This window comes from Caballeronia telluris, assembly GCF_001544495.1.
In the GTDB taxonomy this organism is placed as follows: Bacteria; Pseudomonadota; Gammaproteobacteria; order Burkholderiales; family Burkholderiaceae; genus Caballeronia; species Caballeronia telluris.
The window spans coordinates 631,039-654,843 of record NZ_FCNZ02000001.1; the positions used below are offsets into that span (position 1 = coordinate 631,039).

Annotated in this window: 23 protein-coding genes, 2 pseudogenes and 1 riboswitch; of the genes and pseudogenes, 17 read left to right on the forward strand and 8 right to left on the reverse strand. The window is 65.4% G+C overall.

The features are described from left to right. The first annotated feature begins 28 nt into the window (after positions 1-28). On the forward strand, positions 29-613 hold the full coding sequence (locus AWB66_RS02895; RefSeq protein WP_087628723.1) for a vWA domain-containing protein: 585 nt from the start codon (positions 29-31) through the stop codon (positions 611-613). Here AWB66_RS02895 and cobJ read toward each other — a convergent pair. Genes cobJ through cobG form a run of 4 tightly spaced genes read right to left on the reverse strand, consistent with a single transcriptional unit; the run spans position 580 to position 4,853 of the window. Beyond that, the gene (gene cobJ, locus AWB66_RS02900; protein WP_087628724.1) at positions 580-2,286 is read right to left on the reverse strand and encodes a precorrin-3B C(17)-methyltransferase; all 1,707 of its coding nucleotides are present in this window, start codon (positions 2,284-2,286) and stop codon (positions 580-582) included. The two genes, AWB66_RS02895 and cobJ, sit on opposite strands and share 34 nt — an antisense overlap. Beyond that, the gene (locus tag AWB66_RS02905; protein WP_087628725.1) at positions 2,274-3,002 is read right to left on the reverse strand and encodes a precorrin-2 C(20)-methyltransferase; all 729 of its coding nucleotides are present in this window, start codon (positions 3,000-3,002) and stop codon (positions 2,274-2,276) included. The genes cobJ and AWB66_RS02905 overlap by 13 nt, the downstream gene beginning before the upstream one ends. After that, positions 2,999-3,625: a precorrin-8X methylmutase gene (locus AWB66_RS02910; protein WP_087628726.1), complete on the reverse strand. Its 627-nt coding sequence runs from the start codon at positions 3,623-3,625 to the stop codon at positions 2,999-3,001. Before AWB66_RS02910 ends, AWB66_RS02905 begins: the two co-directional genes overlap by 4 nt. After that, positions 3,618-4,853 carry a precorrin-3B synthase gene (gene cobG, locus AWB66_RS02915; RefSeq protein ID WP_235020952.1) on the reverse strand — a complete coding sequence of 412 codons (1,236 nt, stop codon included), beginning with the start codon at positions 4,851-4,853 and terminating at the stop codon, positions 3,618-3,620. Before cobG ends, AWB66_RS02910 begins: the two co-directional genes overlap by 8 nt. Before the next feature lie 128 nt (positions 4,854-4,981). Continuing rightward, a riboswitch (cobalamin riboswitch) is annotated at positions 4,982-5,158 on the reverse strand. A gap of 82 nt (positions 5,159-5,240) precedes the next feature. Between cobG and cbiE the strand changes: the two genes are divergently transcribed. Genes cbiE through AWB66_RS02940 form a run of 5 tightly spaced genes read left to right on the forward strand, consistent with a single transcriptional unit; the run spans position 5,241 to position 9,445 of the window. Then, complete coding sequence (gene cbiE, locus AWB66_RS02920) at positions 5,241-6,443, forward strand: precorrin-6y C5,15-methyltransferase (decarboxylating) subunit CbiE (RefSeq protein ID WP_087628728.1); 1,203 nt, start codon at positions 5,241-5,243, stop codon at positions 6,441-6,443. Positions 6,444-6,466: 23 nt separating this feature from the next. Beyond that, a complete protein-coding gene (locus tag AWB66_RS02925) occupies positions 6,467-7,564 on the forward strand; it encodes a cobalt-precorrin-5B (C(1))-methyltransferase (protein ID WP_087628729.1) in 1,098 nt (365 codons plus the stop codon). After that, positions 7,561-8,316 (forward strand): cobalt-precorrin-6A reductase, encoded by a 756-nt coding sequence (locus AWB66_RS02930; RefSeq protein WP_087628808.1) that lies wholly within the window; start codon positions 7,561-7,563, stop codon positions 8,314-8,316. The genes AWB66_RS02925 and AWB66_RS02930 overlap by 4 nt, the downstream gene beginning before the upstream one ends. Then, on the forward strand, positions 8,313-9,038 hold the full coding sequence (cobM, locus tag AWB66_RS02935; protein ID WP_087628730.1) for a precorrin-4 C(11)-methyltransferase: 726 nt from the start codon (positions 8,313-8,315) through the stop codon (positions 9,036-9,038). The genes AWB66_RS02930 and cobM overlap by 4 nt, the downstream gene beginning before the upstream one ends. A gap of 5 nt (positions 9,039-9,043) precedes the next feature. Then, positions 9,044-9,445: a DUF4186 domain-containing protein gene (locus AWB66_RS02940; protein WP_087628809.1), complete on the forward strand. Its 402-nt coding sequence runs from the start codon at positions 9,044-9,046 to the stop codon at positions 9,443-9,445. Between the two features lie 51 nt (positions 9,446-9,496). Here the strand turns inward: AWB66_RS02940 and AWB66_RS34205 are convergent. After that, positions 9,497-9,595: pseudogene (locus AWB66_RS34205) on the reverse strand (TerC family protein); the annotation flags it as partial. 242 nt (positions 9,596-9,837) lie between these two features. Here AWB66_RS34205 and AWB66_RS02945 point away from each other — a divergent pair. The 5 genes and pseudogenes from AWB66_RS02945 (at position 9,838) to AWB66_RS02960 (ending at position 15,039) form a co-directional block, all read left to right on the forward strand. After that, positions 9,838-10,859: pseudogene (locus AWB66_RS02945) on the forward strand (IS30 family transposase). 298 nt (positions 10,860-11,157) lie between these two features. Then, complete coding sequence (locus AWB66_RS34210) at positions 11,158-11,346, forward strand: hypothetical protein (protein ID WP_235020953.1); 189 nt, start codon at positions 11,158-11,160, stop codon at positions 11,344-11,346. A gap of 87 nt (positions 11,347-11,433) precedes the next feature. Next, complete coding sequence (locus AWB66_RS34215) at positions 11,434-11,628, forward strand: lysozyme family protein (protein WP_087628731.1); 195 nt, start codon at positions 11,434-11,436, stop codon at positions 11,626-11,628. Then, positions 11,625-12,200 carry a hypothetical protein gene (locus AWB66_RS02955; RefSeq protein ID WP_087628732.1) on the forward strand — a complete coding sequence of 192 codons (576 nt, stop codon included), beginning with the start codon at positions 11,625-11,627 and terminating at the stop codon, positions 12,198-12,200. Before AWB66_RS34215 ends, AWB66_RS02955 begins: the two co-directional genes overlap by 4 nt. A gap of 97 nt (positions 12,201-12,297) precedes the next feature. Beyond that, complete coding sequence (locus AWB66_RS02960; protein WP_087628733.1) at positions 12,298-15,039, forward strand: hypothetical protein; 2,742 nt, start codon at positions 12,298-12,300, stop codon at positions 15,037-15,039. A 450-nt stretch (positions 15,040-15,489) separates the two neighbouring features. Here the strand turns inward: AWB66_RS02960 and AWB66_RS02965 are convergent, their stop codons facing one another. Beyond that, positions 15,490-16,257, reverse strand: a complete 768-nt coding sequence (locus tag AWB66_RS02965) for a TerC family protein (RefSeq protein ID WP_087628734.1) — start codon at positions 16,255-16,257, stop codon at positions 15,490-15,492. Positions 16,258-16,438: 181 nt separating this feature from the next. Here AWB66_RS02965 and AWB66_RS33570 point away from each other — a divergent pair, with 181 nt between their 5' ends. The 4 genes from AWB66_RS33570 (at position 16,439) to AWB66_RS02980 (ending at position 19,153) form a co-directional block, all read left to right on the forward strand. Then, complete coding sequence (locus AWB66_RS33570; RefSeq protein WP_159462871.1) at positions 16,439-16,615, forward strand: CBS domain-containing protein; 177 nt, start codon at positions 16,439-16,441, stop codon at positions 16,613-16,615. A 130-nt stretch (positions 16,616-16,745) separates the two neighbouring features. Next, on the forward strand, positions 16,746-17,867 hold the full coding sequence (locus tag AWB66_RS02970) for an OpgC domain-containing protein (RefSeq protein WP_087628735.1): 1,122 nt from the start codon (positions 16,746-16,748) through the stop codon (positions 17,865-17,867). 255 nt (positions 17,868-18,122) lie between these two features. Next, the gene (locus AWB66_RS02975; RefSeq protein WP_407642258.1) at positions 18,123-18,923 is read left to right on the forward strand and encodes an alpha/beta hydrolase; all 801 of its coding nucleotides are present in this window, start codon (positions 18,123-18,125) and stop codon (positions 18,921-18,923) included. Between the two features lie 56 nt (positions 18,924-18,979). Next, complete coding sequence (locus AWB66_RS02980) at positions 18,980-19,153, forward strand: DUF1328 domain-containing protein (RefSeq protein ID WP_087628737.1); 174 nt, start codon at positions 18,980-18,982, stop codon at positions 19,151-19,153. Between the two features lie 11 nt (positions 19,154-19,164). Here AWB66_RS02980 and eutC read toward each other — a convergent pair whose 3' ends face one another. Both eutC and AWB66_RS02990 read right to left on the reverse strand, forming a co-directional pair. Beyond that, positions 19,165-19,968 (reverse strand): ethanolamine ammonia-lyase subunit EutC, encoded by an 804-nt coding sequence (gene eutC, locus AWB66_RS02985; RefSeq protein ID WP_087628738.1) that lies wholly within the window; start codon positions 19,966-19,968, stop codon positions 19,165-19,167. Further along, the gene (locus tag AWB66_RS02990; protein WP_087628739.1) at positions 19,968-21,344 is read right to left on the reverse strand and encodes an ethanolamine ammonia-lyase subunit EutB; all 1,377 of its coding nucleotides are present in this window, start codon (positions 21,342-21,344) and stop codon (positions 19,968-19,970) included. The genes eutC and AWB66_RS02990 overlap by 1 nt, the downstream gene beginning before the upstream one ends. Before the next feature lie 254 nt (positions 21,345-21,598). Between AWB66_RS02990 and mnmH the strand changes: the two genes are divergently transcribed. Beyond that, entirely contained in the window at positions 21,599-22,666 is a 1,068-nt protein-coding gene (gene mnmH, locus AWB66_RS02995) for a tRNA 2-selenouridine(34) synthase MnmH (RefSeq protein ID WP_087628810.1), read from the forward strand. A 61-nt stretch (positions 22,667-22,727) separates the two neighbouring features. Beyond that, the gene (locus AWB66_RS03000; RefSeq protein ID WP_087628740.1) at positions 22,728-23,783 is read left to right on the forward strand and encodes a permease; all 1,056 of its coding nucleotides are present in this window, start codon (positions 22,728-22,730) and stop codon (positions 23,781-23,783) included. Positions 23,784-23,805: the final 22 nt, after the last annotated feature.

Sequence of the window (23,805 nt, forward strand, 5' to 3'; positions counted from 1 at the left end):
AGGCCGCGCGAGCCGTTCCATCGACTGGATGCAGACCTTGCGCGCGAAGCGGCATGCGCCGCTCGAAGCGCGGCACGTCCGGTTTCGCCGCAAGGGCGGGGAGGGCGCGGCGCTCTATTGCTTCGTGCTGGATTGCTCCGGTTCGATGCTCGCGGGCAAGCGGCTCGCGCTGGCGAAGGGACTGCTCGTCGCGCTCTTCGACCGAGCGTATCGCGAGCGGGCGGAGGTCGCGCTCGTGTGTTTCGGCGGCGGGCGGGCCGAAGTGCGTCGTCAGCCGGGCGCGGCGCACTGGTGGAACGAGCACTGGGTCGCGCCGATCGGCGGCGGCGGCGGCACGCCGCTCACGCTCGGGGTGCGTACCGCTGCGAACGTGCTCGCGCGCGCGTCGCGCAAGCGGCCCGCGCAGGCGCGCTGGCTGTGGCTCCTGACGGACGGCCGCACGTCGGATACGCCGTCGCGTCCCGTCGATGCAGACCGCGTCGTCATCGTCGATTTCGAGCGCGATGCGGTTCGGCTCGGGCGCTGCGCGTCGCTCGCCGACGCATGGGACGCGCAGTACAGCACCGCCGACGACCTTGTCTACGGTTTTTCGCCGTACCAGCGCGGCGTATAGACCCACTCGCTTTTCGCGTCCTTCGGAAACGCGCGCGTCGTCGACGAGCCGACGATCACCATCGTGCGCATGTCCACCTGATCCGAGTGCAAGGCGTCGAGCGTCGTCGTGACGAGCGTCTCGCCGGGCCGGCCGATGTCGCGTCCGAGCACCACCTTCGTTGCGCCCGCGCGATGCTCGCGCACGATGTCGAGCGCGCGATCCAGTTGCCACGGCCGCGCCCGCGACACCGGGTTGTAGAACGCCATCACGAGATCGGCCTCGGCCGCGTGCCTGAGCCGCGTTTCGATGATCGACCAGGGTTTCAGATTGTCCGACAGCGACAGCATGCAGAAGTCGTGGCCGAGCGGCGCGCCCGCGCGCGCGGCCGTTGCGAGCGCGGCCGAGACGCCGGGCACGATGTCGAGTTCGACGCTCGTCCATGCGGGCTCGCGTGCGTGCGCTTCTTCGTGCGCTCGGTCGAGCGCTTCGAGCACAGCCGCCGCCATCGCGAACACGCCGGGGTCTCCCGACGATACGACCACGACCCGGCGCCCTTCGCTCGCGAGTTCGAACGCATGGCGCGCGCGCTGCATCTCTTCGCGGTTGTCGGTGCCGTGGACGCGCTGGCCGTCGCGAAACGGGCCCGCCATGCGCACATAGGTGTCGTAGCCGAGGATGTCGTCGGCTTGCGCGAGCGCTTGCTTCGCCGCCGGGACCATCAGGTCCGCGCTGCCCGGGCCGAGACCGATCACGGTCAGCTTGCCGCGCGCCCGGCCGGTCGTCGACGGATCGACGGGACGTTCCGACACCGCGAGCACGATGTCCTGCGACACGAATCGCTCGCTCGCGTCCGTTGGCGGTTCAGCGTTGAAACGCAGCGGCACGCCGAGCGTTCGCGCGGCTTCGGCGAGCGGTTCCGACGCCGCATCGCGCAAGGGTGCCAGCAGCACCGCGAGCGAAAGCGGCGCGATGCCGTGCTCGCGCAACGCGAGGCGCACCCGTTCGGCGATGTCGCCGCGCGAAGCATCGCCCACCCACGCAACGACGCAGCGCGGATGAATCATCAGATCGTCGCCTTCACCCAGGCGCGCGATGCGCGAAGTCACGCGAATCGCGAGCCGCGCGTCCGGGGCGCGCGGCAGGCCGGCATCGTCGAGCCAGGGTGCGGCGCCTTCGATGCGCGTCGGAGCGCCCGCGAGCAGATCGGACACGAAGCGCTTGCCGTGCTCGATATCGGCGAGGACGTAGCCTTCCGGCGGATTCAACAGGCACGTGCCGAAGCGCAGTTCGCCGCTCGTCGTGATCGCGGGCGCGGTGTCGAGCGCCCTGGCGATCTCGCGTGCCATCGCGTTCACGCCGGACAGGCCGCCGACGAGCGGCACGACCGCGCTGCCATCCTCGGCCACCGCGAGCACCGGCGGCTCGGCGCCCTTGTTCGCGAGACACGGCGCGATCGCGCGGATCACGATGCCCGCCGAGCACAACGCGACGATCGGCGTGCCGGCCGCATACAGCGCGCGCAGATGCTCGCCGAGTTCCGTGAAAGCGACATCGGCGCCAACGACGCGGCGCGCGAGTCCATGCACTTGCGCGCCGGAATAAACCGGCTGAATTCGCCGCGCGGTGTCGAGCGCGCCCGGCCCGAGCACGACGATCGCGACACTCGCCGCGTCCCGGTTCAAGCCTGCCATTTTTCCCCCGGCACGACGAGCAGCGAGAAATACGGCGACGCCATCGGATCGACTTCATCGAGCGGCACGATGCGCTGATTCGCCATCGTCGCGCGTTCCACATACAGCGCGCGTTCCGCGAGCCCGAGTTCGACCAGGACGCGCCGCACTTTCTCGAAGTTGCGGCCGAGCTTCATGACGACCGCGGCGTCGGCGGCTTCGAGGCGGCGCCGCAGTTCGTCTTCGGGCAGCACGCCCGAGAGCACTGACAAACTCTGGTTGCGATACACGAGCGGCGCGCCGAGCACGGCCACGCCGCCTAGCATCGAACACACGCCCGGCACGACGTGCGCGTGAAAGCGCGCCGCGAGCCGGTCGTGCAGGTACATGTACGAGCCGTAGAAGAACGGATCGCCTTCGCAGATCACCGCGACGTCGCGTCCCGCTTCGAGATGATCGGCGATCGCGAGCGCCGATTCGTCGTAGAACGCGCTGATGATCGTCTCGTAGCAAAGCGGCGGTTCGAGCGCTTCGGTCGTCACGGGATAGACGAGCGGCAGGCGCGTCTGCGTGTCGTCGAGATGGGCCTCGATGATGCCGAACGCGTTGCCCTTCTTGCCTTTCGCGACGAAGTACGCGACCACCGGCGCTGCTTTCAAGAGCCGCAGCGCCTTCACCGTGATGAGTTCCGGATCGCCCGGACCGACGCCGAGACCATAGAGACGCCCGCTCATCATTCAGCCTCCGTGGCGAGCGCGTTGACGGCGGCCGCGGCCATCGCGCTGCCGCCGCGCCGTCCCTGCAACGCGACGAACGGCACGCCGCGGCTGTCGGCGGCGAGCATCGCCTTCGACTCCGCCGCGCCGATGAAACCGACCGGAAAGCCGAGAATCAGCGCGGGTTTGGGCGCGCCCGTATCGATCAGGTCGAGCAGGTGAAAGAGCGCGGTCGGCGCGTTGCCGATCGCGACGACGCTGCCCGCCAGGTCCGGCAGCCACAGTTCGACGGCCGCCGCCGAGCGCGTGTTGCCGAGCGCGCGGGCGCGTTCGGGCACGGACGCATCGGCGAGCGTGCAGATCACGCGATTGTTCGCCGGCAGCCGCGCGCGCGTGATGCCTTCGGCGACCATGCGCGCGTCGCAGAGAATCGGCGCGCCGGCCGCGAGCGCTTCGCGGCCCGCCGCGCCCGCGCCCGGCGAAAAACGCAGGTCGCCGATGGCGTCGACCATGCCGCACGCGTGGATCACGCGCACCGCGAGCTTTTCGAGGTCGGCGGGAATGGCGGCGAGATTCGCTTCGGCGCGGATCGTCGCGAACGACTGGCGATAGATTTCCTGTCCATCGCGAATGTAATCAAGCATCGGCAGTGCTCCGGGCGAGCCAGGCGGCCGCCTCTTCGATCGTGATGTTGCGGGCGATGCAGCGCGTGTCCGTCTTCGATTGCGCTGCGTGCTGAAAAAGGTCGTAGCGGCCGGGCGACACGGCGACGAGTGTCGTCGCGATGGGCCGCGCCGCTGCGCACGAACGCGCGCAGCCGCTCAGATGCACTTCGCCTGTGCCCGGCGGCAGGCGTTCGGCGAGGCGCAGCGCGTCGGCTTTGGTGTCGGCGGGACTGCGCGCGCAGCCCGGCGAACCCGCGCATGCGATCACGCGCGCGAGCGGCTCGTCGGGCGAAGTGGCGAAGCCGAGCGTGTGCATCGTGTCGAGGACAAACGGCGCGTTCGCCGCTTCCACGCCGGGCAGCAGCACGCCTTGCCACGGCGTCATGCGCAGGACGGACGAACCGCGGGTCGCGGCGAGTTCCGCGAGCGCGTGCAGCGACGATACGGAAAGCCGTCCGAGCGGCGGTTGCGCGCCCACGTGCATCGCGTCGTGCCCGGCTTGCGCATGTGCGCCCAGGCGCAATGCCGGATCGGCGGGAGCACGGCGCCACGCGCGCGCGTCGCGCATGAAGGGGACGTCGAGCGAAGCCAGAACGCGTTCGACGGACACCGCGTCGAGCAGATCGCGCATGCGCGCTTGCTCGGGCGCGGCGAGGTCGAGGAACGCGTGCAGCAGCGCGAGCACGAGCGGCACCGCTTGCGATCGTTCGACCGAGCCGATGGCGGGCGCATCGTCGGGCGCGACGGGCGGACAGCCGGCCAGCCCAAATGCGAAACGCGCGCCGTCGTCCATCGCCGCGAGCCAGATGTCGTGCGGATGATCGAGCATCGCGAGACGCTCGCCGCCATCGAGCAGCAACGCGAACTTCGGCGAGAGCGCATGGAGCCGCACGTCGCGCTGCATCTCCGCGACGATCTGTTCGGCGAGCGAGCGCGTCTCGTCGCACGCGAGGGGACTCAGCAGCAGGTTGCGGATGTCGTCGGCGCCGGGCGTCGCCGGGCCGAGACCGGCATCGAGCAGCATCGCGACGAGCGCCTCGTGCGCGTCGTCGCGGATGCCGCGCAGTTGCAGGTTCGCGCGATTGGTCGCTTCGATGACGCCGGAACCGTGGCGCGCGGCGGCATCGGCGACGACGTGCGCCGCCGCCGACGTCAGCTCGCCACCCATCAGGCGAATGCGGCACAGGCCGCCGTCGCGCGCGGGCACGATGCGCGCAAGCCCCGGACAAGCCGAGGCTCGCGGTGCCGAAGGTGCGTGTGAATGTGTGCTCAAAGCGTAACCCGTGTGGACTCGCGCGGTCACGGCTGGATCGGTACACCCCGCCCGATCGGCGTCTCGCGAGCACTGTGTCGGCAGGTCTCTTGGCTGGCAGGTCGCCATCCGCGCCGGCCTTCCCGGTATAAACCAGTGGCAGTGGGGCGCGGACTCGCTGCGTACAATTGCGGGGGCAGCCACAGTTTCACTGTGTTCCCTGTTAGGCCCGAACGGGCACCGACTAAGCGGGTATTATGCCCGCTTTCAGCGCCCGCCAAGCTTCTCGCGCCCTTGCGTGCGCGCGTCAAACATGAAAGAACCGGAATCGAGGATCGGCGGATGTCACCCTGGCTGACCGTGGTGGGAATCGGAGAAGACGGCTGGGCCGGACTCGGGCGCGATGCGCGTCGCGCGTTGCTCGCGGCCGTCGCGGTCTACGGCGGCGAGCGGCATCTCGCGCTCCTGCCCGCGCGCCTCTCGGCGCGGCGCGTGGCGTGGCCGAAGCCGTTTTCCGTCGAGCCGCTGCTGCATGAAAAAAGCCGGCCGGTCGTCGTGCTCGCGAGCGGCGATCCGATGCTGTTCGGCGTCGGCGGGACGCTCGCGCGGCATCTCGAAGCGAACGCGTGGCGTGTGCTGCCCGCGCCGTCGTCGTTGTCGCTCGCGGCGGCGCGATTGCAGTGGCCGTTGCAGGACGTGGCGAGCGTGTCGCTCGTCGGGCGGCCGCTCGCGTCGCTCAACGCATCGCTCAATCGCGGCGCGCGCCTCTTCGTCTTAAGCAGCGACGGCGCGTCGCCGGCCGCGATCGCCGCATTGCTCGACGCGCGCGGATTCGGCGCGAGCCGCATGAGCGTCTTCGAGCATCTCGGCGGCGCGAACGAGCGGCGCATCGACGCCCGCGCCGACGACTGGACGCACGCGCGCGTCGCCGCGCTGAATCTGGTGGCCGTCGAATGCCGCGCGAACGCCGACGGCGCGAGTCTGCCGCTCACCGCCGGCCTTCCCGACGACGCCTATCGCCACGACGGCCAGCTCACGAAGCGCGACGTCCGCGCGATCACGCTCGCGCGGCTCGCGCCGCGCGCGGGCGAACTGCTGTGGGACGTCGGCGCGGGCTGCGGCTCGATCGGCATCGAATGGATGCGCGCGCATCCGTCCTGCCGCGCGATCGCGATCGAAGCGGATCACGGACGGCAGCGCCTGATCGAGCACAATCGCGACGCGCTCGGCGTGCCGGGCCTGCAGTTGATCGACGGCGAGGCGCCCGGCGCGCTCGTCGGCCTGCCTGCGCCCGACGCGGTGTTCATCGGCGGCGGCGTGACGGTGCCGGGCGTGCTCGACGCGTGCTGGGCGAAATTGCGCGAAGGCGGGCGGCTGGTCGCCAATGCGGTGACGCTGCAAAGCGAAGCCGCGCTCATCGCCTGGCGCGCGCAGCATGGCGGCGACCTGACGCGTATCGGCGTCGCGCAGGCCGAGCCGCTCGGCGCCTTCGATACCTGGCGTCAGGCGCTGCCAATTACGCTGCTGCATGCGTTCAAGCGCTGACTTCGGATCGAGACCACTCAGCCATGCGTGACGAGACGACCGAACAGCCCGCGCCGCTCCGAAGCGGTTACACCACCGGCAGTTGCGCCACCGCGACGAGTCTCGCGGCCGCGCGGCTGCTGCTGTGCGGCGAAGCGAGCGAGGGCGCGGAAATCACGCTGCCGAAGGGGCAGGTCGTCATCATGCCGCTCGCATACTGCCGTCACAGGGCCGGCGACAGCAACATCGCCGAAGCGGCCACGGTGAAAGACGCCGGCGACGATCCCGACGTCACGCACGGCGCCATCGTGTTCGCGCGCGTGCGGTTGTCGTCGAAACCGGGCGTGCGGTTCTTCGCCGGGCCGGGCGTCGGCACGGTCACGCGCGCGGGCCTCGCGCTCGCGATCGGCGAGCCGGCCATCAATCCGGTGCCGCGCAGGATGATGACCGACCACATCGAAGCGCTTGCGCGCGAACACGGCTTTACCGGCGGCTTCGACGTCACGATCGGCGTCGAGAACGGCGAGGCGCTCGCCCAGAAGACGATGAATCCGCGGCTCGGCATCGTCGGCGGATTGTCGATTCTCGGCACGACCGGCATCGTCCGGCCGTTTTCGTGCTCGGCGTATATCGCGTCGATCCATCAGGGCATCGACGTCGCGCGCGCCAACGGCTACACGCACATCGCCGCGTGCACCGGCAACCAGAGCGAGGACGCGATGCGCGCGCACTACGGACTGCCGGACATCGCGCTCGTCGAAATGGGCGACTTCGCCGGCGCGGTGCTCAAGCATCTGCGACGCGCGCCCGTCGGAAAACTCAGCCTCTGCGGCGGCTTCGGCAAGATGAGCAAGCTCGCCTCCGGACACATGGACCTGCACAGCCGCCATTCGAGCATCGACCTGCCGCAGCTCGCCGTGTGGGCCGCCGACGCGGGCGCGGATCAGGCGTTGCAGGACGCGATCCGCGCGGCGAACACGAGCCAGGAAGCGCTCGCGCTCGCGCGGGCGCAAGGCATCGCACTCGGCGATATCGTGTGCACGCGTGCCCGCGACGTGGCGCTCGGCGTGGTGCCGGAAGGCATCGTCGTGGAGGCGTTCGCGATCGACCGGCAAGGGTGCATCGTCGGAGCGGCGTCGTGACGCGCGTGCTGCTTCTCGGCGGCACCGGCGACGCCCTCGCGATCGCGCGCCGTCTCGGTGCCGACCACGTCTACAGTCTCGCCGGACTCGGGCGCGTGCCCGCCGATCTCGCCTGCGAAGTGCGCGTCGGCGGATATGGCGGCGCGCAGGGACTGGCGGCGTTCGTCGCGGCGCAGGGCATCGGATTGCTGATCGACGCGACGCATCCTTACGCGGCACGCATGAGCCGCAACGTCTGCGAGGCGAGCGCTTTGACCGGCGTGCCGTGCTGGGCGATCCGGCGACCCGCGTGGACGCCGCAACCCGGCGACGACTGGCGCAATGCCGACGGCTGGAGCGAAGTCGTCGCGCGCATTGCGCCGTATCGGCGGGTGCTGTGGACGCTCGGGCGCGAGCCGCTTGCGCATGTCGACGAGATACCGCCGTCGCAGCACTGGACGATCCGCTGCCTGGACGCCCACGCGGGCAACGCGCGCGCGACGGTCATCGGCGCGCGCGGGCCGTTTTCCGTCGAAGGCGAACGCGCGCTGTTCGAAGAACGGCGCATCGAGATCGTGGTCAGCAAGAATAGCGGCGGCGGCGCGACCGAGGCGAAGCTCACGGTGGCGCGCGAGTTGCGCGTGCCCGTCGTGATGCTGAAAAGGCCCGAACTTCCCCCGGCGACCCGCGAGTTCGACGACACGGCAAGCGCCCTCGACGCGCTCGCGCACTGGCTGCCTTCCGATCAACCTTTGTTGCAGGTTTCACGATGACGGTCTATTTCATCGGCGCCGGACCCGGCGATCCCGAACTCATCACGGTCAAGGGGCAGCGGCTGATCCGCTCGTGCCCGGTGATTCTCTTCGCCGGCTCGCTCGTGCCCGAGGCCGTGCTGTCGGGGCACGCCGCGCACACGGTGGTGAACACGGCGGAGCTGGACCTGGATGCAATCGTCGCGCTGTTGCGGGACGCGCATGAAAAAGGGCAGGACGTTGCGCGCGTGCATTCCGGCGATCCGTCGCTCTACGGCGCGATCGGCGAGCAGATCCGGCGGCTGAACGCGCTGGCGATTCCCTACGAGATCGTGCCGGGCGTGACGGCGGCGGCGGCGACGGCGGCGACGCTCGGCTGCGAACTCACGCTGCCCGGCATCTCGCAGACGGTCATTCTCACGCGCTACGCCACGAAGACGTCGATGCCCGAAGGCGAAGCGCTCGCCGATCTCGCGCGGCATCGCGCGACGCTGGCGATCCATCTCGGCGTGCGGCACATCGAGCGCATCGTCGCCGACCTGCTACCGCACTACGGCGCGGATTGCCCGGTCGCGGTCGTGTTTCGCGCGAGCTGGCCGGACGAGGAGAAAGTGCTCGGCACGCTTGCCGATATCGCGCCGAAGGTGCAATCGAAGGGGATCGAGCGGACGGCGCTGATTGTCGTCGGTCGTGTGCTCGCGGCTGAAGGTTTCGCGGATTCGTCGCTTTATCGAAAGGCTTGACGGTGATGCGCGATCTCGATTCGCTGTTCGAGGCGTTGTCGAAGTCCGCGTTTCGCCGGCGTTTCAGGCTCGGCGCGCGCGAGCTGGTTTATCTGCACGACAGAGGGCTCGACGAGGTGATCGCACACGCGCGCGAACTGATCGATAAACGGCTCGCCCCCGCTACGCTTTCGAACGACGGCAAGCAGACGCCGTTTCGCGGCCATCCCGTGTTCATCGCACAGCACGCGACCGCGACGTGCTGCCGCGGCTGTCTCGCGAAATGGCACGGGATCGAAGCGGGAAGGGTGCTGGCTGACGCCGAGCGGCAGCACGTAGTCGATGCGATCGCGCGGTGGCTGCGGGAAGAGGCGAAGCGAGAGGTGAAGCCGAAGAAGGATTCGCGGCAGTCGGAGCTTCCATTCTGACACGGCATCGCGCGGCGTCCGCCGCGCGATGCTGTGAATTCAACGCGGCTGCTACGCGCTTCTGCGCGCCTTCGCCCTCCGCGACAGCATATTCAACCCCTCCACCAGCGCCGAGAACGCCATCGCCGCGTAGATATACCCCTTCGGCATAGTCACACTAATCGCACTCTGCCTTGTCCAGTAACGATTTCGCTTCCTGTCTAGGGCCGATTTCCGAGTCTGAAAATGTACGATTGAGGCGCGATAAATCAATGACTTGTCTGGATGTTTTGTACGACACAGTTCGTGTCTTACGGCTTAAGCGCACAGATGAATGGCTGTGTCTTCTTGGATGTATTCCCTCGGCGGCCTCAAAAGCGAGGTGCAACACCTGTCTCGTATAAGGTGTTGCAATGCCCGACAATACTTCGTATCAACAGCTTCAACCTGAAGAACGCCTCGCCATTGCAAGCCTGCGCCAGCACGATGTGAGTATTCGGACCATGGCCCGAATACTCGGGCGTTCGGCGTCCACGGTGAGCCGTGAACTGACGCGAAACAGTTCTCCCGCTGGCTACGCATCAGTGCGGGCTGGAGCGCTCAGCACCGCCCGCCGTAGCGCGGGCCGCCGCCCCGCGAAGCTTTGCCTACGGAGCGTTTGCTGGCGGGTCGTGTCACCCTGCTCGATTGGAAATGGTCACCCCAGCAGATATCGGGCACACTGAAGCGCATGTATCCGACCGAGCCGACCCAGCACGTTTCGCACGAAACCATCTACACGGCCATCTATGCGCAGCCGCGCGGCGAACTGCGCCGTCAGCTCATTGCCTGCTTGCGCCACGGTCATAGCGCCCGCATGTCCCGCACGCGCGGCACCGACCGGCGCGGGCAGATTTCCGACATGGTCAGTATCCATGTGCGGCCGCCCGAAATCGAAGTCCGCCTTCTCCCTGGTCATTGGGAAGGCGACTTTATCAAGGGCGCCGGAAATCATTCGTCTGTCGGCGTCCTGGTCGAACGGACCAGCCGCCTAGTGCTACTCGCCAAGATGGAAGGCGCCACCGCCGCTTCAGCGCTGGCGGCCTTCTCTGCCAAACTCAACTCGATTGCCGTACCGCTGCGACAAACCTTTACCTACGACCAGAGAAAAGAAATGTCGCGGCATCGAGAACTCACTGCATCCACGGGCGTGCGCGTGTACTTCTGTGATGCCCACAGCCCCTGGCAGCGCGGGACCTGCGAAAACACTAACGGATTGCTTCGTCAATATTTGCCTAAGGGCGCCGACCTATCGGTCTACAGTCAGGACGAGATCGACGCCATCGCCGACAGCCTTAACAGCCGGCCTCGCGCGACTCGCGAGTTCCATTCTCCATTCGAGGTCTTCGCCGCTACGCTTGCTTCAGCGAGCCAGCCTTATGGTTCTAAACACTAGACTCCCCGCTGCACTTCAGTTTGAAACCGCCATCTGATTCCGTTCACGAATCTGCGGCTCTCGCTTGCCGATAACTGGGGAAAGCTCCACAAGCGCGGCACGGCCACCGCGGACGCCGCGTTCACTGCGCTTGCGGGCGCCGGTCCGCTGATCTCGCAGGCGTGGGGCGGCATGCCTCTGAAGCTGAAGGCCGTCATCCCGCAGAACGTGTAGCAGCGGATCGCTTACACGCTCTTCGGCTTGACGTTCATCTCGATCCGCTACACGTCGGTGCACCTCGCGCCGAAGGAAGGCGACGATGACACCCAATACCGAGATGGTGCTTGTCGAAGAGCTGCGCCGCGACGAGGGCGTGCGCTATAGACCCTACCTCGATTCGAAGGGCATTCCAACGGTGGAGGGTCGGGCACAACCTGCGCGCAAAGCCGCTGCCGGCCGGTTGGAACTATCCGCTCACCAACATGCAGGTCGACGAACTTCTGGCTGATAACCTCGATGACGTCTACGCCGACCTCGACCGCAACCTGCCCTCATGGCGTGCGCTTGACGCCGTGCGTCAGCGAGTCATCGCCAAATGTGTTTCAACACGGGCATCGGCCGGCTGCTCGGCTTCGCAAAGATTATTGCCGCGGCTCGCGCGCGCGACTACACGCGGGCCGCTGTCGAGATGCTCGACTCGAAGTGGGCCCGCGAAGACGTCGGCATCGGCACGGCCGTGACACCGGGCCGCGCGCTGCGCCTCGCCAACTTGATGAGGGCCGGCAAATGATTGAGATCGTGATGAAACTCGGGCCGTGGATTCTCGCCGGCTTGTCCGCCGCTGCGGCGCTGCTCTTCCATTGGAATGCAAAGGCGAAGGTTGCCGACGCGCAGCACAGGGCGCGAATCGATGTTGCGGCCGCAAAGGCGACACAACATGTGGCGGAAGAGAAGCTCAACGCACGCAAGACGGCAGACGTCCAAGCAGACGCCGATGCCGCAAAGACTGCGGCCACGGCCGCGCAGGAGCGAATCAATGTGGAAAATTCTCAGTCTGTGCTCGACAACGACCTGCTCGTAACGAGCTTCTCTGGGTGCTTCACGGCTCCGGTTCAGATAATCCCGAATCAGGTCAGGGAGGTGCCAGGCCCGATTCGGGTCGTCGATAACTCGTGCCTGTATTTCAAGCCGATCACGCCGAGCGACGCTGATGTGGGCGTCATGTCGCGCGACCTGATCAATCAGATCTCGACGCACGACAAGGTCGGCATCCAGCATTGCAACTGGAAATTTTCAACAGCGCCCGCGCAAAGTTCGACTAGTTCCGGCAGAACATCAGCATCCTCCATCAGCAACAAGTGATCGTTTGGCTGCGCAGGGCGGTCCGCCGGGTTTGCTTGAGAGTCCGCTCACCATGTGTCACTATTACCGCCCATCGACGGACGGGACCGGCCACAGAATGAGCAATCAAAAATCGATAGGCAAACAGTCAAATCTACTTAGGATCGTGGCGGCGTTTTTAGCTTTCGGCGGGATCATTTTTGCTTTCGCACCAATTTACCCAGGCTTTCCCGCTTTTAGCCTTGATTCGTCCTGGCAGTACGCGATGAACGAGGCGGTGGCGCGGAACTTCGTTATCGGAAAGGACATCCTTTTTACTATGGGACCGCTCACGTCGGTCTATTCCCACATATACCATCCGGCAACGGATGCGGCGATGCTGTGGTTTTCCGTGTTTCTTGCTAGTGCGTTCTTTGTGGGCTGCCTCTCACTTGCACGTGGTTCCTTCCTTATCCTGCTGATCCCTTTTGCAATCCCGCAAACAGGGCTCTACGACCCGTTCTTTTTGTGCCTTCCGCTACTCTTCGTTCTCGTCGCGATTGAATGGACTCAATCCGTTAAGCCGCTGCGGAACTGGCTTGCGGCAGCACTTGCAATTTTGGCGGCTGCGCTTTCGATCCTGCCGCTTGTTAAAGCTAGTTTTCTTTTTCCCGTAGCTGTGAGCGCAGTTATCGCGGTCGCAGTCGTCGGCCGCAAGTCGGGTGGGCTAGCTGCGCTTTACGTAGTTTTCGCGATATTGCTGAACTTCACTACTTGGGCTGCTCTTGGTCAGCCAGTGGGTGGGTTCGTGCGCTATTATTTGTCGCAGTTGCCAATTATTTCCGGCTTCAACGATGGAATGTCAACGCTGGGGCCGGTTTGGCAAACAGCAGCGTTTCTCGTCGCTGCGTTGATAATCTTGGTTCTGCTGCTTCGGTCGAGACGATACGGCTCGTCTACCTGGATAGCGGCGCTCAGCCTTGCGATCATCTTTTACGTAGCCTACAAAGCAGGTTTTGTTCGGCACGACGGCCATGCTCGAACGGCCGGCTCTACACTTCTGTTGACCTCGTGCATTTTAGTTCTTGCGCTTCGATCGAGGCTTTCAATAGCAATCTTTGTAGTCGGCATGTTGGCGTGGGCGACCGTAAATTACGCTCACATGTCGGTGGATCCGATCAGCATGTCGTCGCGCCTCACAGCAGTGTGGACTAGATCTTGGACGGGCCTTCGAGTGCGGGCATCCGGGTCAGATGAATTCGAGAAGCGTTTTCAGTCGGCGCGAGCAAAGATAGTCGCTGAACTGCCTCTGCCCCCTAGCGATAGCACTGTCGATCTCTATCCTTTCGACATATCGGCAGTATTGGCTTCCGGTCAAAGATGGGCGCCCCGTCCCGTCCTCCAGACTTACTCAGCGTACACGCCGGCTCTTGCGGAACTCGACCGCGCTCATCTGGCCAGTAAAAACGCTGCGGACCGGATCTATTTCTCGATTTCGGCGATCGACGAACACTATCCTTCGTTAGAAGACGGCACGAGTTGGCCGGAGCTCATTTCGCGGTATCGTGTCACGGCCCTTTTTGGTCAGTATGCGGTGCTGGAAAAGAGGAGCGTCGCGGAGAAGATTGCGTTCAGCGAGCCCGTTGTCGATCAGCGCGATACGCCTCTGGGTCAACAGGTGGCCCTTCCTCAAACGACTGCCCCGTTATGGGCGAAGATCGTCATTCGCCCGACGCTGATGGGTCGGCTGGTGTCCTTCCTGTACAAGCTTCCAGCGCTAAATCTCGTCGTCCTTTATCCGACTGGTGTCGCTGAACATTATCGCTATGTTCCAGGGTACGGCGTCTCCGGATTCTTGCTTAGTCCAACTGTCCACAGCGCCTTCGACTTTGCTGCATTGCAAAGCACAAGACGTGACGACTTATTAGGTGCACGAAAACCGGTTTCAATCGGTATCCAAGGAGACAGTGGAACAAGCTGGCTCTGGCGGAACACGTATTCTCTTCAAGTGTCGGAATTGCAGTTTCATATGGACGACAAAGTAGGCGGTCAGCTTTTCGCGAAGGCTGTGCCCGTCCCGAATGAGATTGAGCCCGGCGGTGTCTGTAACGTTGATGCAATCAATGGCGTCGAGCGGACTGAGAAGCCGAGTCTGCTCTCGCGAAACACATTCTCTGTGATGGGTTGGGGCGCCGTCTCACCGACTGAGGGGATTGGGAATGATCGGGTGTTCGTGTCGATTCGTGGCAGTGACGGCAATGCTGAGATGATTGAGGCAAAGAAGATTCCCAGAAACGACGTGAACAGCCACTTCAAGCAGCCGTCCATGGGAAACGTCGGTTACGAGGTAGTCGTCGACGCAGCCGATCTACATGGGAGATACAACGTCGGCGTTGTACAGAAGACTGGCGGTCGGTATTTCGAATGCCCTGTTCATGCCATCGTGGAGACCCGAGATTATCGTCCGCCGTCCCTTTTCAGTCCGACAGCTAACCTCCCGCCCGTGCGCGACACGGGAGGCGAATGCAGCGTGGACGAAATCAACGGTTCTCCTTACCAGCCCGGCCGGAACATTAGTCTTAAGAATGGCGCGAACACGATCAAGGGCTGGGCGGTTTATGCGGGCGGAGCCGGCGTGCCTAATGAGCGCGTATTCGTAGAGATAACGAGACGTGATGGCTCGGTACAAGTGATCGAGGCGGAAAAGACAGAGCGACGCGACGTAAATGAGCACTTCCAAAACACGGGATCGGGTCGCTCCGGATTCTCTGCGACTGTTGACGGCGTCACCTTGACCGGTCCCTCAAAGATTCAGATCGTGCAGCTATCGAAAGGCCGATATGCGCGATGCCCTGTTGTAGCAAGCCTCATAGGAGGCTAGTCTGCTGGGCAGGCATCCAGAGGGTCGCGCCTCACCGACAAGCGTCGGGGGGCGGGTGGCTGAGAGAGATCCAAGAGATAAAAAGCGCCGCGCGGGCGCCGGGCAAGGCATTCGGAAAACGAGCGCTATGCGAACGCGCCTCTGACTATCGGTGACGCGCACCGCGTCAAGGCCGACAGTGGAGCGCTGTGTTTCGCTTTTCTGACTTGTAGCGCGCGCCCACAGGGGTTGAATCCCACGGTTCGTATCCGGCCGCTGGTGCTTGCGCTGGCGGCCTAGCTCGAATTGGAAGAGTCCCATAACCGTCCGCAAGAATCCGTATGGACAGACAGCGTCATGGCGCCGCGCGGGAATGGTCATCAGAAAATTCGGCACGAATTCGAGACTCATGCCAGACGAACGACCGCTCGACGCGACAACTCGGTCGCGCCGAACCGGTTGCATACTCTGTCAGTGATCGCCCGAAACCCTTTCTGGACTCGCCCTGCGCGCCTTCGCCCTCCGCGACAGCATATTCAACCCCTCCACCAGCGCCGAGAATGCCATCGCCGCGTAGATATACCCCTTCGGCACGTGCGATCCGAACCCTTCCGCGATCAGCGTCATCCCGATCACGAGCAGGAAGCCGAGCGCCAGCATGACGATGGTCGGATTACGCTCGATGAAGCGCGACAGCGGGCCGGCCGCAAACAGCATCACCGTCACCGCCGCGATCACCGCGATGAACATGATCGGAATGTGCTCGGTCATGCCGACGGCCGTCACGATACTGTCGATCGAGAACACGAGGTCGAGCACCAGAATCTGCCCGATGGCCGACATCGGCGAAATTCCGGACGTCTTGCCGGCGCCGCCGTCGCTGAGATCGTCGTCGTGCGCGACGTGATGATGGATCTCCTTGGTCGCCTTCCACACGAGAAACACGCCGCCCGCAATCAGGATCAGGTCGCGCCACGAGAAGCCGTGGCCGAATGCCTCGAAGATCGGCGTCGTCAGGCGCACGATCAGCGCGATCGTGCCGAGCAGACCGAGCCGCATGATCAGCGCGAGCCCGATGCCGATCTTCTGCGTGCGCGCGCGATGCTCGGGCGGCAGTTTGTTGGTGAGAATGGAGATGAAGATCAGGTTGTCGATGCCGAGCACGACTTCCATGACCACGAGTGTCGCGAGTGCAGCCCAGGCGGCGGGGTCGCTTGCCAGTGCCAGGAAATAGTCCATGTGGTTCGAGTGTGGTGGAGGATTCGGTATGTTCGGCCAAGCGCGGCGCGCTGTCGAGGCCGCCGATCATACCCGACGCCGGCCGTGCGATGAAAGGTAATTGAAAAGATCAGAGCAGGGCTGTTGAAAAAAGTTCGCGGCGGCCTGAATGACGCCTGGGTGGTCGGCGCGATTTTCAAAGATGCTCGCGACCGCCAACCCGATGATAGGAGAGAGCGACAACCGCTACCTGACCGCGCTCGACGACGACCGGCGCGCGCTCGGCTACGTTCGGCGGCGCATGGCGTCGCATCATGGTGGTTGCAGCGGAAGCGTCGAATGGCTGAAATTGGGGGCGTATCTACGCGTAAACAATTGATACGTCTGAGCAAACTCCGAACGCATTGCATCGCAGCAATTAGGGTAAACTCCAACTCCGTTTGAGCCGCCTTTCGGGCGGCTCCGCCTTGGTCACAGCCTGCATCGCGCAGGCGCTACCCGAACGCCGCATGCAGCGAAAATCTCAACGCTTCGTCGAACTCGACTTCTTTCGCGGTCTGGTTCTCCTGATCATCGTCGTCGATCACATCGGCGGAAGCATGCTCTCGCGCTTCACGCTGCACGCGTTCGCGCTCAACGACGCCGCCGAAGTCTTCGTGTTCCTCGGCGGCTTCGCGACGGCCACGGCGTATGTGTCGCTCGCGTCGCGCCAGTCGGAAAGCGTCGCGCGCGGGCGTTTCGTCCGGCGTTCGTTCGAGATCTACCGCGCGTTTCTCGTGACCGCCGCGCTGATGCTGCTCGCGAGCTTCGTGCTGCGGCCGTTCTACGGCAGCGCGCCGAACCTCGCGACCGGCGACCTCGACAGCCTGACGAGCGCGCCGGTCGCGTCCATCGCCGAAATCCTGCTCTTCAAACGCCAGCCGTATCTCGCGGCGGTCTTGCCGATGTACGCGTTCTTCGCGCTGGCCGTGCCGCTCTTGCTGCCGCTCGCGCGCTCGAAACCGTGGCTCCTGCTCGGCGGGAGCGTGGTGCTGTGGATGCTCGCGCCGCAACTGGGCGACTACCTGCCGTCCGTCGACGACAATCTCTGGGACTTCAACCCCGCCGCCTGGCAACTGATGTTCGTGCTGGGCGTGCTCGCGCGCTGCCAGCCGATTTACCAGCGCGTAAGTTCGCACCGATTCGGCTGGGTGATGAGCGTGGCCGCGCTCGCCGTCGTCGCAGGCATGGCGTACTACAAGCTGATTCTGCCGGCCGGCGCCATCGACAGCGACTTCAAGCGCAATCTGGCCGGCGCGCGCGTCGCGAATTTCCTGGCGATCGCGTGGCTCGCGGCGAATCTCGTGCGCTATGGCGTCGTGAAACAGATCGCCGCGCGCCTGCCGTGGATCGGCGCGGTCGGTCGCGACGGCATGGTTTGCTTCGTCGCGGGCACGGTGATCTCGCTCGTCGTCGATTCGGTGCTGTTCACGCTGACGGGCGGCTATATCAACGTGCCGCTCGGTTTTGCCGCCGACGCCGTCGCGATTTCGCTGCTGCTCGCCGTGCCGCAATTGCGGCGGCCGCTGGTGCACGCGATCACGCCCAAGCCCGCGCTCGACACGGGCAGAGCCGCCCGCAGCGCACGTTGAGCCGCTAGCCGGTTTTCCCCCGGAACCGCGCCGCAAGCCGGCGCGTTTTGCTTTCCGATCACGTCTTTCGAACGCCTCCGCATGCTCTTCGCCAACCGCCGCGCGCCGCGCGTTAAAACGCGACTAACGGTCAGTCTCGTCACCGCCGGCGCGATCGCCGCCGCTCACGCGGCGCCGCAAGCTGCGTCGACAACGGCGAGCGAGTCGATGCCCGGCGCGACGGCCGTCCGGCACGCGGCGGCATCGGCGAAACCGATGCCTGCCGTGCTGACGTCGGCGGCGGGCAGCAAGGTCGTCGCGCGCACGATGCATTCCGAAGCGCTCGATCGCGACTGGCCTTACGTCCTCTATCTGCCGCCCGGCTATGCGCCGCGCGACGAGCGCTATCCCGTGCTGTATCTGCTGCACGGAAACAACGGCGACGCCTACGACTGGATCACGCAAGGCCGACTGCAAGCGATCGTCGACCGGCTGATCGCGCAACGCGAGATTCCGCCGCTTCTGATCGTGATGCCGCAGGGCGGCACTGACTGGTACGTCGATCGCAAGGAGTCGATCGAAACCGCGTTTTTCGAAGAACTGATGCCGGAGATCGAAACGAAATACGCCGCGCAGACGGGTCGCGAGGGGCGCGTGATCGGCGGCGTGTCGATGGGCGGTTTCGGCGCGCTGCGTTACGCGATGACGCGCCCGCAGCTTTTCTGCGGCGCGATGCTGCTCGGCCCGGCCATTTATGCGGGCGCGCCGCCGGTCGCCTCGGCGGCGCGCTATGTCGGCGTGTTCGGCGACCGCCAATTCGATCCGCTGGTCTGGCGCACGCTGAATTATCCGGCGCAGTGGCAAACGTATATGAGCCGCGGCCTGCGCGTGCCGATGTTCATCGCAGCCGGCGACGACGACCTGCGCATCCAGGCCGAAGCGTCGCTGCTGTACACGCAACTGCGCGAGGCGAAGCAGCCGGCGGAATTGCGGATCATCGACGGCGGGCACACGTGGGCGGTCTGGAGCGCGCTGCTCGCCGAGGGCCTCAAGTACTCGCTGGCGTGCACTCGCTGAACGGGAACATCCCTTGCTTGACCGGTCCCACTTCGATCAAAAAGAACGGACCAGTCATGCTCAAGCTCGCCATTCTCTTCGCGGTCATCTCGGTGATCGCGGGTTTCTTCGGTTTCGGACGCGTGTCGTCGGGTGCCGCCGGCATCGCGAAGATCTGTTTCTTCATCTTCCTGATTCTGTTCGTGATTTTCCTGATCGTCGCGATCTCGGCCGGGTCGCTCGTGCTGTAGTCGAACGCGCTTCACGCCGATTCGATCGTTCCGCCGGGTTTCGCCGACGCCACGAGCAGCGAATCGCTGTCGTCCTTCAGGCCGACGCCGGTCAGCTTCAGCGATCGCGCCTTGTCGAGCAGGTAATGCAGCCTGAACGCGGCGGGTGCATACGCGAGTCCTTCGGGACGCACGTTCGAAATGCAGTTGCGTTCGGCGTCGCTGCGGCCGATGCGTGGCGCCCAGGTCAGGTAGATGCCGAGACTGTCGGGAGAACTGAGGCCCGGCCGTTCGCCGATCAACACCACGACGCTGCGCGCCCGTAAAAGCTCACCGATACCGTCGCCGAGCGCGACGCGCGCCTGCGTCGCGACGACGGCCGGGCCGATGTTCCAGCCAGCGAGACAAGGGCGCAGCGCTGCGAGGAAGGGCGTGGCGTGCCGCGCGGCCGCGTAGGCGGAAAGACCGTCGGCGACGACGAACACGACGTCCGGCGCTTCCTTCAGCGTTTTCGCGTGGGCGGCGAGCGCTGCCGCGCTTTCGTCGCCGAGCGTCCTGCCCAGGTCCGGCCGGCGCAGATAGTGATCGCGATCGGGCGCCGCGCTCGCGGCGTCGAGCGTATCGAATCCGGCGGCGCGCAGAGCGCCGTGCAGCGCGGCGGTGTCGAGCGGCTGATGCACTGCGTCGCGCGCCTGCGCGTGCGAAAGCTCGAACGCGAGCAGCGCCGCGGTCGGCAGGCTGCTACCCGCGCGTCCCAGCGCGATGCGCGCATTCGTGTAGCGGCGCAGCGCGTCCCACGGGTTCTCGTCGACGGACGAAGCGGGCTGGTCGTCCATCACGCGTCCATCCATTCGATGAGCGGCTGCGCGGCCTGCGCGAGCAAGGCGCCGCGCGCGTCGGTGATGCGCATCTGTTCGAGCCACGCTTCGAATTCCGGCGCGCGTTTCAGGTTCAGCACGCGGCGCACGTAGAGCGCGTCATGGAACGACGTGCTTTGATAGTTGAGCATCACGTCGTCGGCGCCCGGAACGCCCATGATGAAGTTGACGTTCGCGACGCCGAGCAGCGTGAGCAGCGTGTCCATGTCGTCCTGATCGGCTTCGGCGTGGTTCGTGTAGCAGATGTCGCAGCCCATCGGCACGCCCAGCAGCTTGCCGCAGAAGTGGTCTTCGAGGCCGGCGCGAATGATCTGCCGGCCATCGTACAGATACTCCGGCCCGATAAAGCCGACCACGGTATTCGTCAGCAGCGGCTCGAACTTGCGCGCGACCGCGTAGGCGCGCGCTTCGCAGGTCTGCTGATCGACGCCATGATGCGCATTCGCCGAGAGCGCGCTGCCCTGGCCGGTTTCGAAGTACATGAGATTGTCGCCCACCGTGCCGCGCTTGAGCGAGCGGCCCGCCTCGTGCGCTTCCCGAAGCAGCGCGAGCGACACGCCGAAGCTCGCGTTGGCCTTTTCCGTGCCGGCGATCGACTGGAACACGAGGTCGACCGGGGCGCCTTTTTCGATGGCCGCGATCGTATTGGTCACGTGCGTGAGCACGCACGATTGCGTCGGAACGTCGTAGCGCTGGCGGAATTCGTCGATCATCACGAGGAGCGCCGTGATCGCGCTCAACGAATCGGATGCGGGATTGATGCCGATGACGGCGTCGCCGCAGCCGTACATGAGGCCGTCGAACATCGAGGCGGCGATGCCTTTGGCGTCGTCGGTCGGATGATTCGGCTGCAGGCGCACCGACATGCGGCCGGGCAGCCCGATGGTGTTGCGAAAGCGCGTGACGACCGGGCGCTTTTTGGCGACGAGGATGAGGTCCTGGTTGCGCATCAGCTTCGACACCGCCGCGACCATTTCCGGCGTGAGGCCAGCGGTCACGCCGACGAGCATCTCGGTGGTCGTCGTGTCGGCGAGGAGCCAGTTGCGGAAGTCGCCAACCGTCAGATGCGAAACCGGCGCAAAGGCTTCCGGCGAGTGATCGTCGATGATGAGGCGCGTGACTTCGTCGTCCTCGTAGGGGATCACCGCTTCGGTCAGGAAGGTTGGCAGCGGCACGTCCGCCAGCGCCATTTTCGCGGCGACGCGCTCCTCTTCCGTTGCTGCGGTGACGCCGGCGAGTTGATCGCCGGAGCGCAAGGGGCTGGCTTTCGCCAGCAGCGTCTTGAGGTCCGCGAAACGGTAGGTTCGGGTTCCGATGGTCTGTGCGTAGCTCATCGCTCGGTCCTTTTGCTGCTGTTTACCGTGGATATTCTGGATGAAAACGCGTGAAGGCGAGACGGCGTGTGCCGCGTCGCGCCCCGAACTGCCAATGTAGCGAGCCAAAAACCGCGAGCGTTATGGAATTCGGCAGGTAATTCGGCGTGTTTCGCGGGCCTGTCCGTCATGCCGGCGAGCGCGCCGCGGGTCGCAAAAGCGCTTGCGTGCGATAATTCGCGTCCCGGTCAATCGTCGAAATGCGCGTCGTCACCTTGAAAAATCTGCTCGTGAACCTGGACCGGCTCAAGGATTTCGACGAAGTCGTCGACGTCCGCACGCCGCTCGAATTCGCCGAGGATCACATTCCCGGAGCGATCAATGCCCCCGTTCTGAGCAACGAGGAGCGCGCGATCGTCGGCACGATGTACAAGCAGGTTTCGCCGTTCGAGGCGACGCGCGTCGGCGCCGCGATGGTCGCGCGCAACATCGCGCTGCATCTCGAGACCACGTTCGCCGACCGTCCGCGCAACTGGCGGCCGCTCATTTATTGCTGGCGCGGCGGCAAGCGCTCCGGCTCGATGACGACGTGGTTCAACATGATCGGCTGGCAGGCGCGTCAGCTCGAAGGCGGCTACAAGTCGTACCGGCGCGCGACGCTCGATCTGCTCGACGCGCTGCCGAAGCGCTTTCGCTATGTCGCGCTCGTCGGCCATACGGGCAGCGGCAAGACGCGCCTGTTGCAGGCGTTGCGCGCGGCGGGCGCGCAGGTGCTCGATCTCGAAGGGCTCGCCGCGCATCGCGGGTCGCTGCTCGGCGCGCTGCCGGGCGAGCCGCAGCCGTCGCAGAAGGGTTTCGACTCCGCGCTCGTCGGCGTGCTGCGCGGCTTCGACGTGTCGCGGCCGGTGTTCGTCGAGGCGGAGAGCCGGCGCATCGGTTCGATCACATTGCCGGAGTCGCTGCTCGTGACGTTTCATCGCGGCGCGTGCGTCGAGGTGGAAGCGAGCCACGACGACCGCATCGCGTTCCTGCTGCAAGACTACGGCCATCTCTTCGACGAACCCGCGTTCTTCAAGCAGCAGCTCGCCAAGCTGATCGGCCTGCATAGCCGCGAGCGCGTGATGCACTGGCATCGGCTGATCGACGAAGGCGCGAGGAGCGCGTTGTTCGCCGAACTGATCGACCTGCATTACGACCCGGCGTATGCGCGCAGCAGCGGCGCGCATTTCACCGAACTGGAGCACGCAACGCATGTGCTCTTTCGTCCGAACGATGCCGACAGCGTCGAGCAGGCGAGGGCGATTCTCGCCCAACTGAACGAAACGGCCGTGGCGACCGGTTGAAGTCCGGCGCTCGAACCTTCGCATCGAATTCGCAATCAACAACGCCTTATTCTCAAGAAAAATGAACACCGCCCATCGACAACCGCGTATCGCGCTCGGACTCTTGACGTTTGTGCTGATCGCCGTGATCGGCCTCTTCTACGTGAAGTGGTTTCCGTACTACAACCGCGCGTTCGTCGCGGCGAGCCAGCATTCGATCGGCAAGTCGATCCTGATGGGCACCGCCGCGAGCGCGCCCGAGGCGTCGCTCAAGGCCGCGCTCGATTACGCGCTGGCCTACGGCAAGGCGATCTGGCAGGCGATGGTGCTCGGCCTGCTGCTCGGCTCCGCCGTGCAGGCGCTGATTCCGCCGCAGTGGGTGGCGCGCGCGCTGGGCCGCAGCGACTTCGGGAGCGTCGTCAATGGCGGCCTGATGTCGTTGCCGGGGATGATGTGCACGTGCTGCGCGGCGCCCGTCGTCGCGGGATTGCGGGCGCGGCAGGCGGCGCCGGGCGCGGCGATCGCGTTCTGGCTCGGCAACACGGTGTTGAATCCGGCGGCGCTCGTATTCATGGGCTTCGTGCTCGGCTGGCAGTGGATGGGCCTGCGGCTCGGCCTGGGCGTGCTGATGGTGTTCGGGCTCGGCTATGTCGTGAACCGGATGGTGACGCCGAAAGAAGCGGAAGCATCGCGCGACGCGCTCAAGCAGATGATCGACGAGGACGAGCCGGGCACGGCGTTTTCGCGCTGGATGAAGATTCTGGGCCGCATGACGCTGCGTCTCGTGCCCGAGTACATCGTGCTCGTGCTGCTGCTCGGCGCGGCGCGTGCGTGGCTCTTTCCGCACATCGGACCTGACATCGACAACAGTCTGATCTGGATCGTGGCGTTCGCGGTCGCGGGCATGCTGTTCGTCATTCCGACGGCGGGCGAAGTGCCGATCATCCAGGCGATGCTTTCGCTCGGGATGGCGGCGGGCCCCGCCGGTGCGCTGCTGATGACGCTGCCGCCGATCAGCGTGCCGTCGCTCGCGATGCTCGGACGATCGTTTCCGCGGCGCGTGCTCGTGGTGGTGTCGGTCGCGGTGGTGGGGTTCGGCATCGTCGCGGGCGGGATTGCTGTCGCGGCGGGCTTTTGAGTGGATTGGCGCGGGCGCGGCG

Bases quoted from the DNA above. Each gene is read 5' to 3' on its own strand.
- AWB66_RS02980 (WP_087628737.1), top strand. From the start codon at position 18,980: ATGCTCAAGCTCGCCATTCTCTTCGCGGTCATCTCGGTGATCGCGGGT.
- AWB66_RS02910 (WP_087628726.1), bottom strand. From the start codon at position 3,625: ATGCTTGATTACATTCGCGATGGACAGGAAATCTATCGCCAGTCGTTC.
- eutC (WP_087628738.1), bottom strand. From the start codon at position 19,968: ATGGACGACCAGCCCGCTTCGTCCGTCGACGAGAACCCGTGGGACGCG.
- AWB66_RS02905 (WP_087628725.1), bottom strand. From the start codon at position 3,002: ATGATGAGCGGGCGTCTCTATGGTCTCGGCGTCGGTCCGGGCGATCCG.
- AWB66_RS02925 (WP_087628729.1), top strand. From the start codon at position 6,467: ATGCGTGACGAGACGACCGAACAGCCCGCGCCGCTCCGAAGCGGTTAC.
- AWB66_RS03000 (WP_087628740.1), top strand. From the start codon at position 22,728: ATGAACACCGCCCATCGACAACCGCGTATCGCGCTCGGACTCTTGACG.
- AWB66_RS02965 (WP_087628734.1), bottom strand. From the start codon at position 16,257: ATGGACTATTTCCTGGCACTGGCAAGCGACCCCGCCGCCTGGGCTGCA.
- AWB66_RS02975 (WP_407642258.1), top strand. From the start codon at position 18,123: ATGCCTGCCGTGCTGACGTCGGCGGCGGGCAGCAAGGTCGTCGCGCGC.
- AWB66_RS33570 (WP_159462871.1), top strand. From the start codon at position 16,439: ATGCTCGCGACCGCCAACCCGATGATAGGAGAGAGCGACAACCGCTAC.
- AWB66_RS02990 (WP_087628739.1), bottom strand. From the start codon at position 21,344: ATGAGCTACGCACAGACCATCGGAACCCGAACCTACCGTTTCGCGGAC.
- AWB66_RS02895 (WP_087628723.1), top strand. From the start codon at position 29: ATGCAGACCTTGCGCGCGAAGCGGCATGCGCCGCTCGAAGCGCGGCAC.
- AWB66_RS02960 (WP_087628733.1), top strand. From the start codon at position 12,298: ATGAGCAATCAAAAATCGATAGGCAAACAGTCAAATCTACTTAGGATC.
- cobJ (WP_087628724.1), bottom strand. From the start codon at position 2,286: ATGGCAGGCTTGAACCGGGACGCGGCGAGTGTCGCGATCGTCGTGCTC.
- AWB66_RS02955 (WP_087628732.1), top strand. From the start codon at position 11,625: ATGATTGAGATCGTGATGAAACTCGGGCCGTGGATTCTCGCCGGCTTG.
- AWB66_RS02940 (WP_087628809.1), top strand. From the start codon at position 9,044: ATGCGCGATCTCGATTCGCTGTTCGAGGCGTTGTCGAAGTCCGCGTTT.
- cobM (WP_087628730.1), top strand. From the start codon at position 8,313: ATGACGGTCTATTTCATCGGCGCCGGACCCGGCGATCCCGAACTCATC.
- cbiE (WP_087628728.1), top strand. From the start codon at position 5,241: ATGTCACCCTGGCTGACCGTGGTGGGAATCGGAGAAGACGGCTGGGCC.
- AWB66_RS34210 (WP_235020953.1), top strand. From the start codon at position 11,158: ATGACACCCAATACCGAGATGGTGCTTGTCGAAGAGCTGCGCCGCGAC.
- AWB66_RS34215 (WP_087628731.1), top strand. From the start codon at position 11,434: ATGTGTTTCAACACGGGCATCGGCCGGCTGCTCGGCTTCGCAAAGATT.
- AWB66_RS02970 (WP_087628735.1), top strand. From the start codon at position 16,746: ATGCAGCGAAAATCTCAACGCTTCGTCGAACTCGACTTCTTTCGCGGT.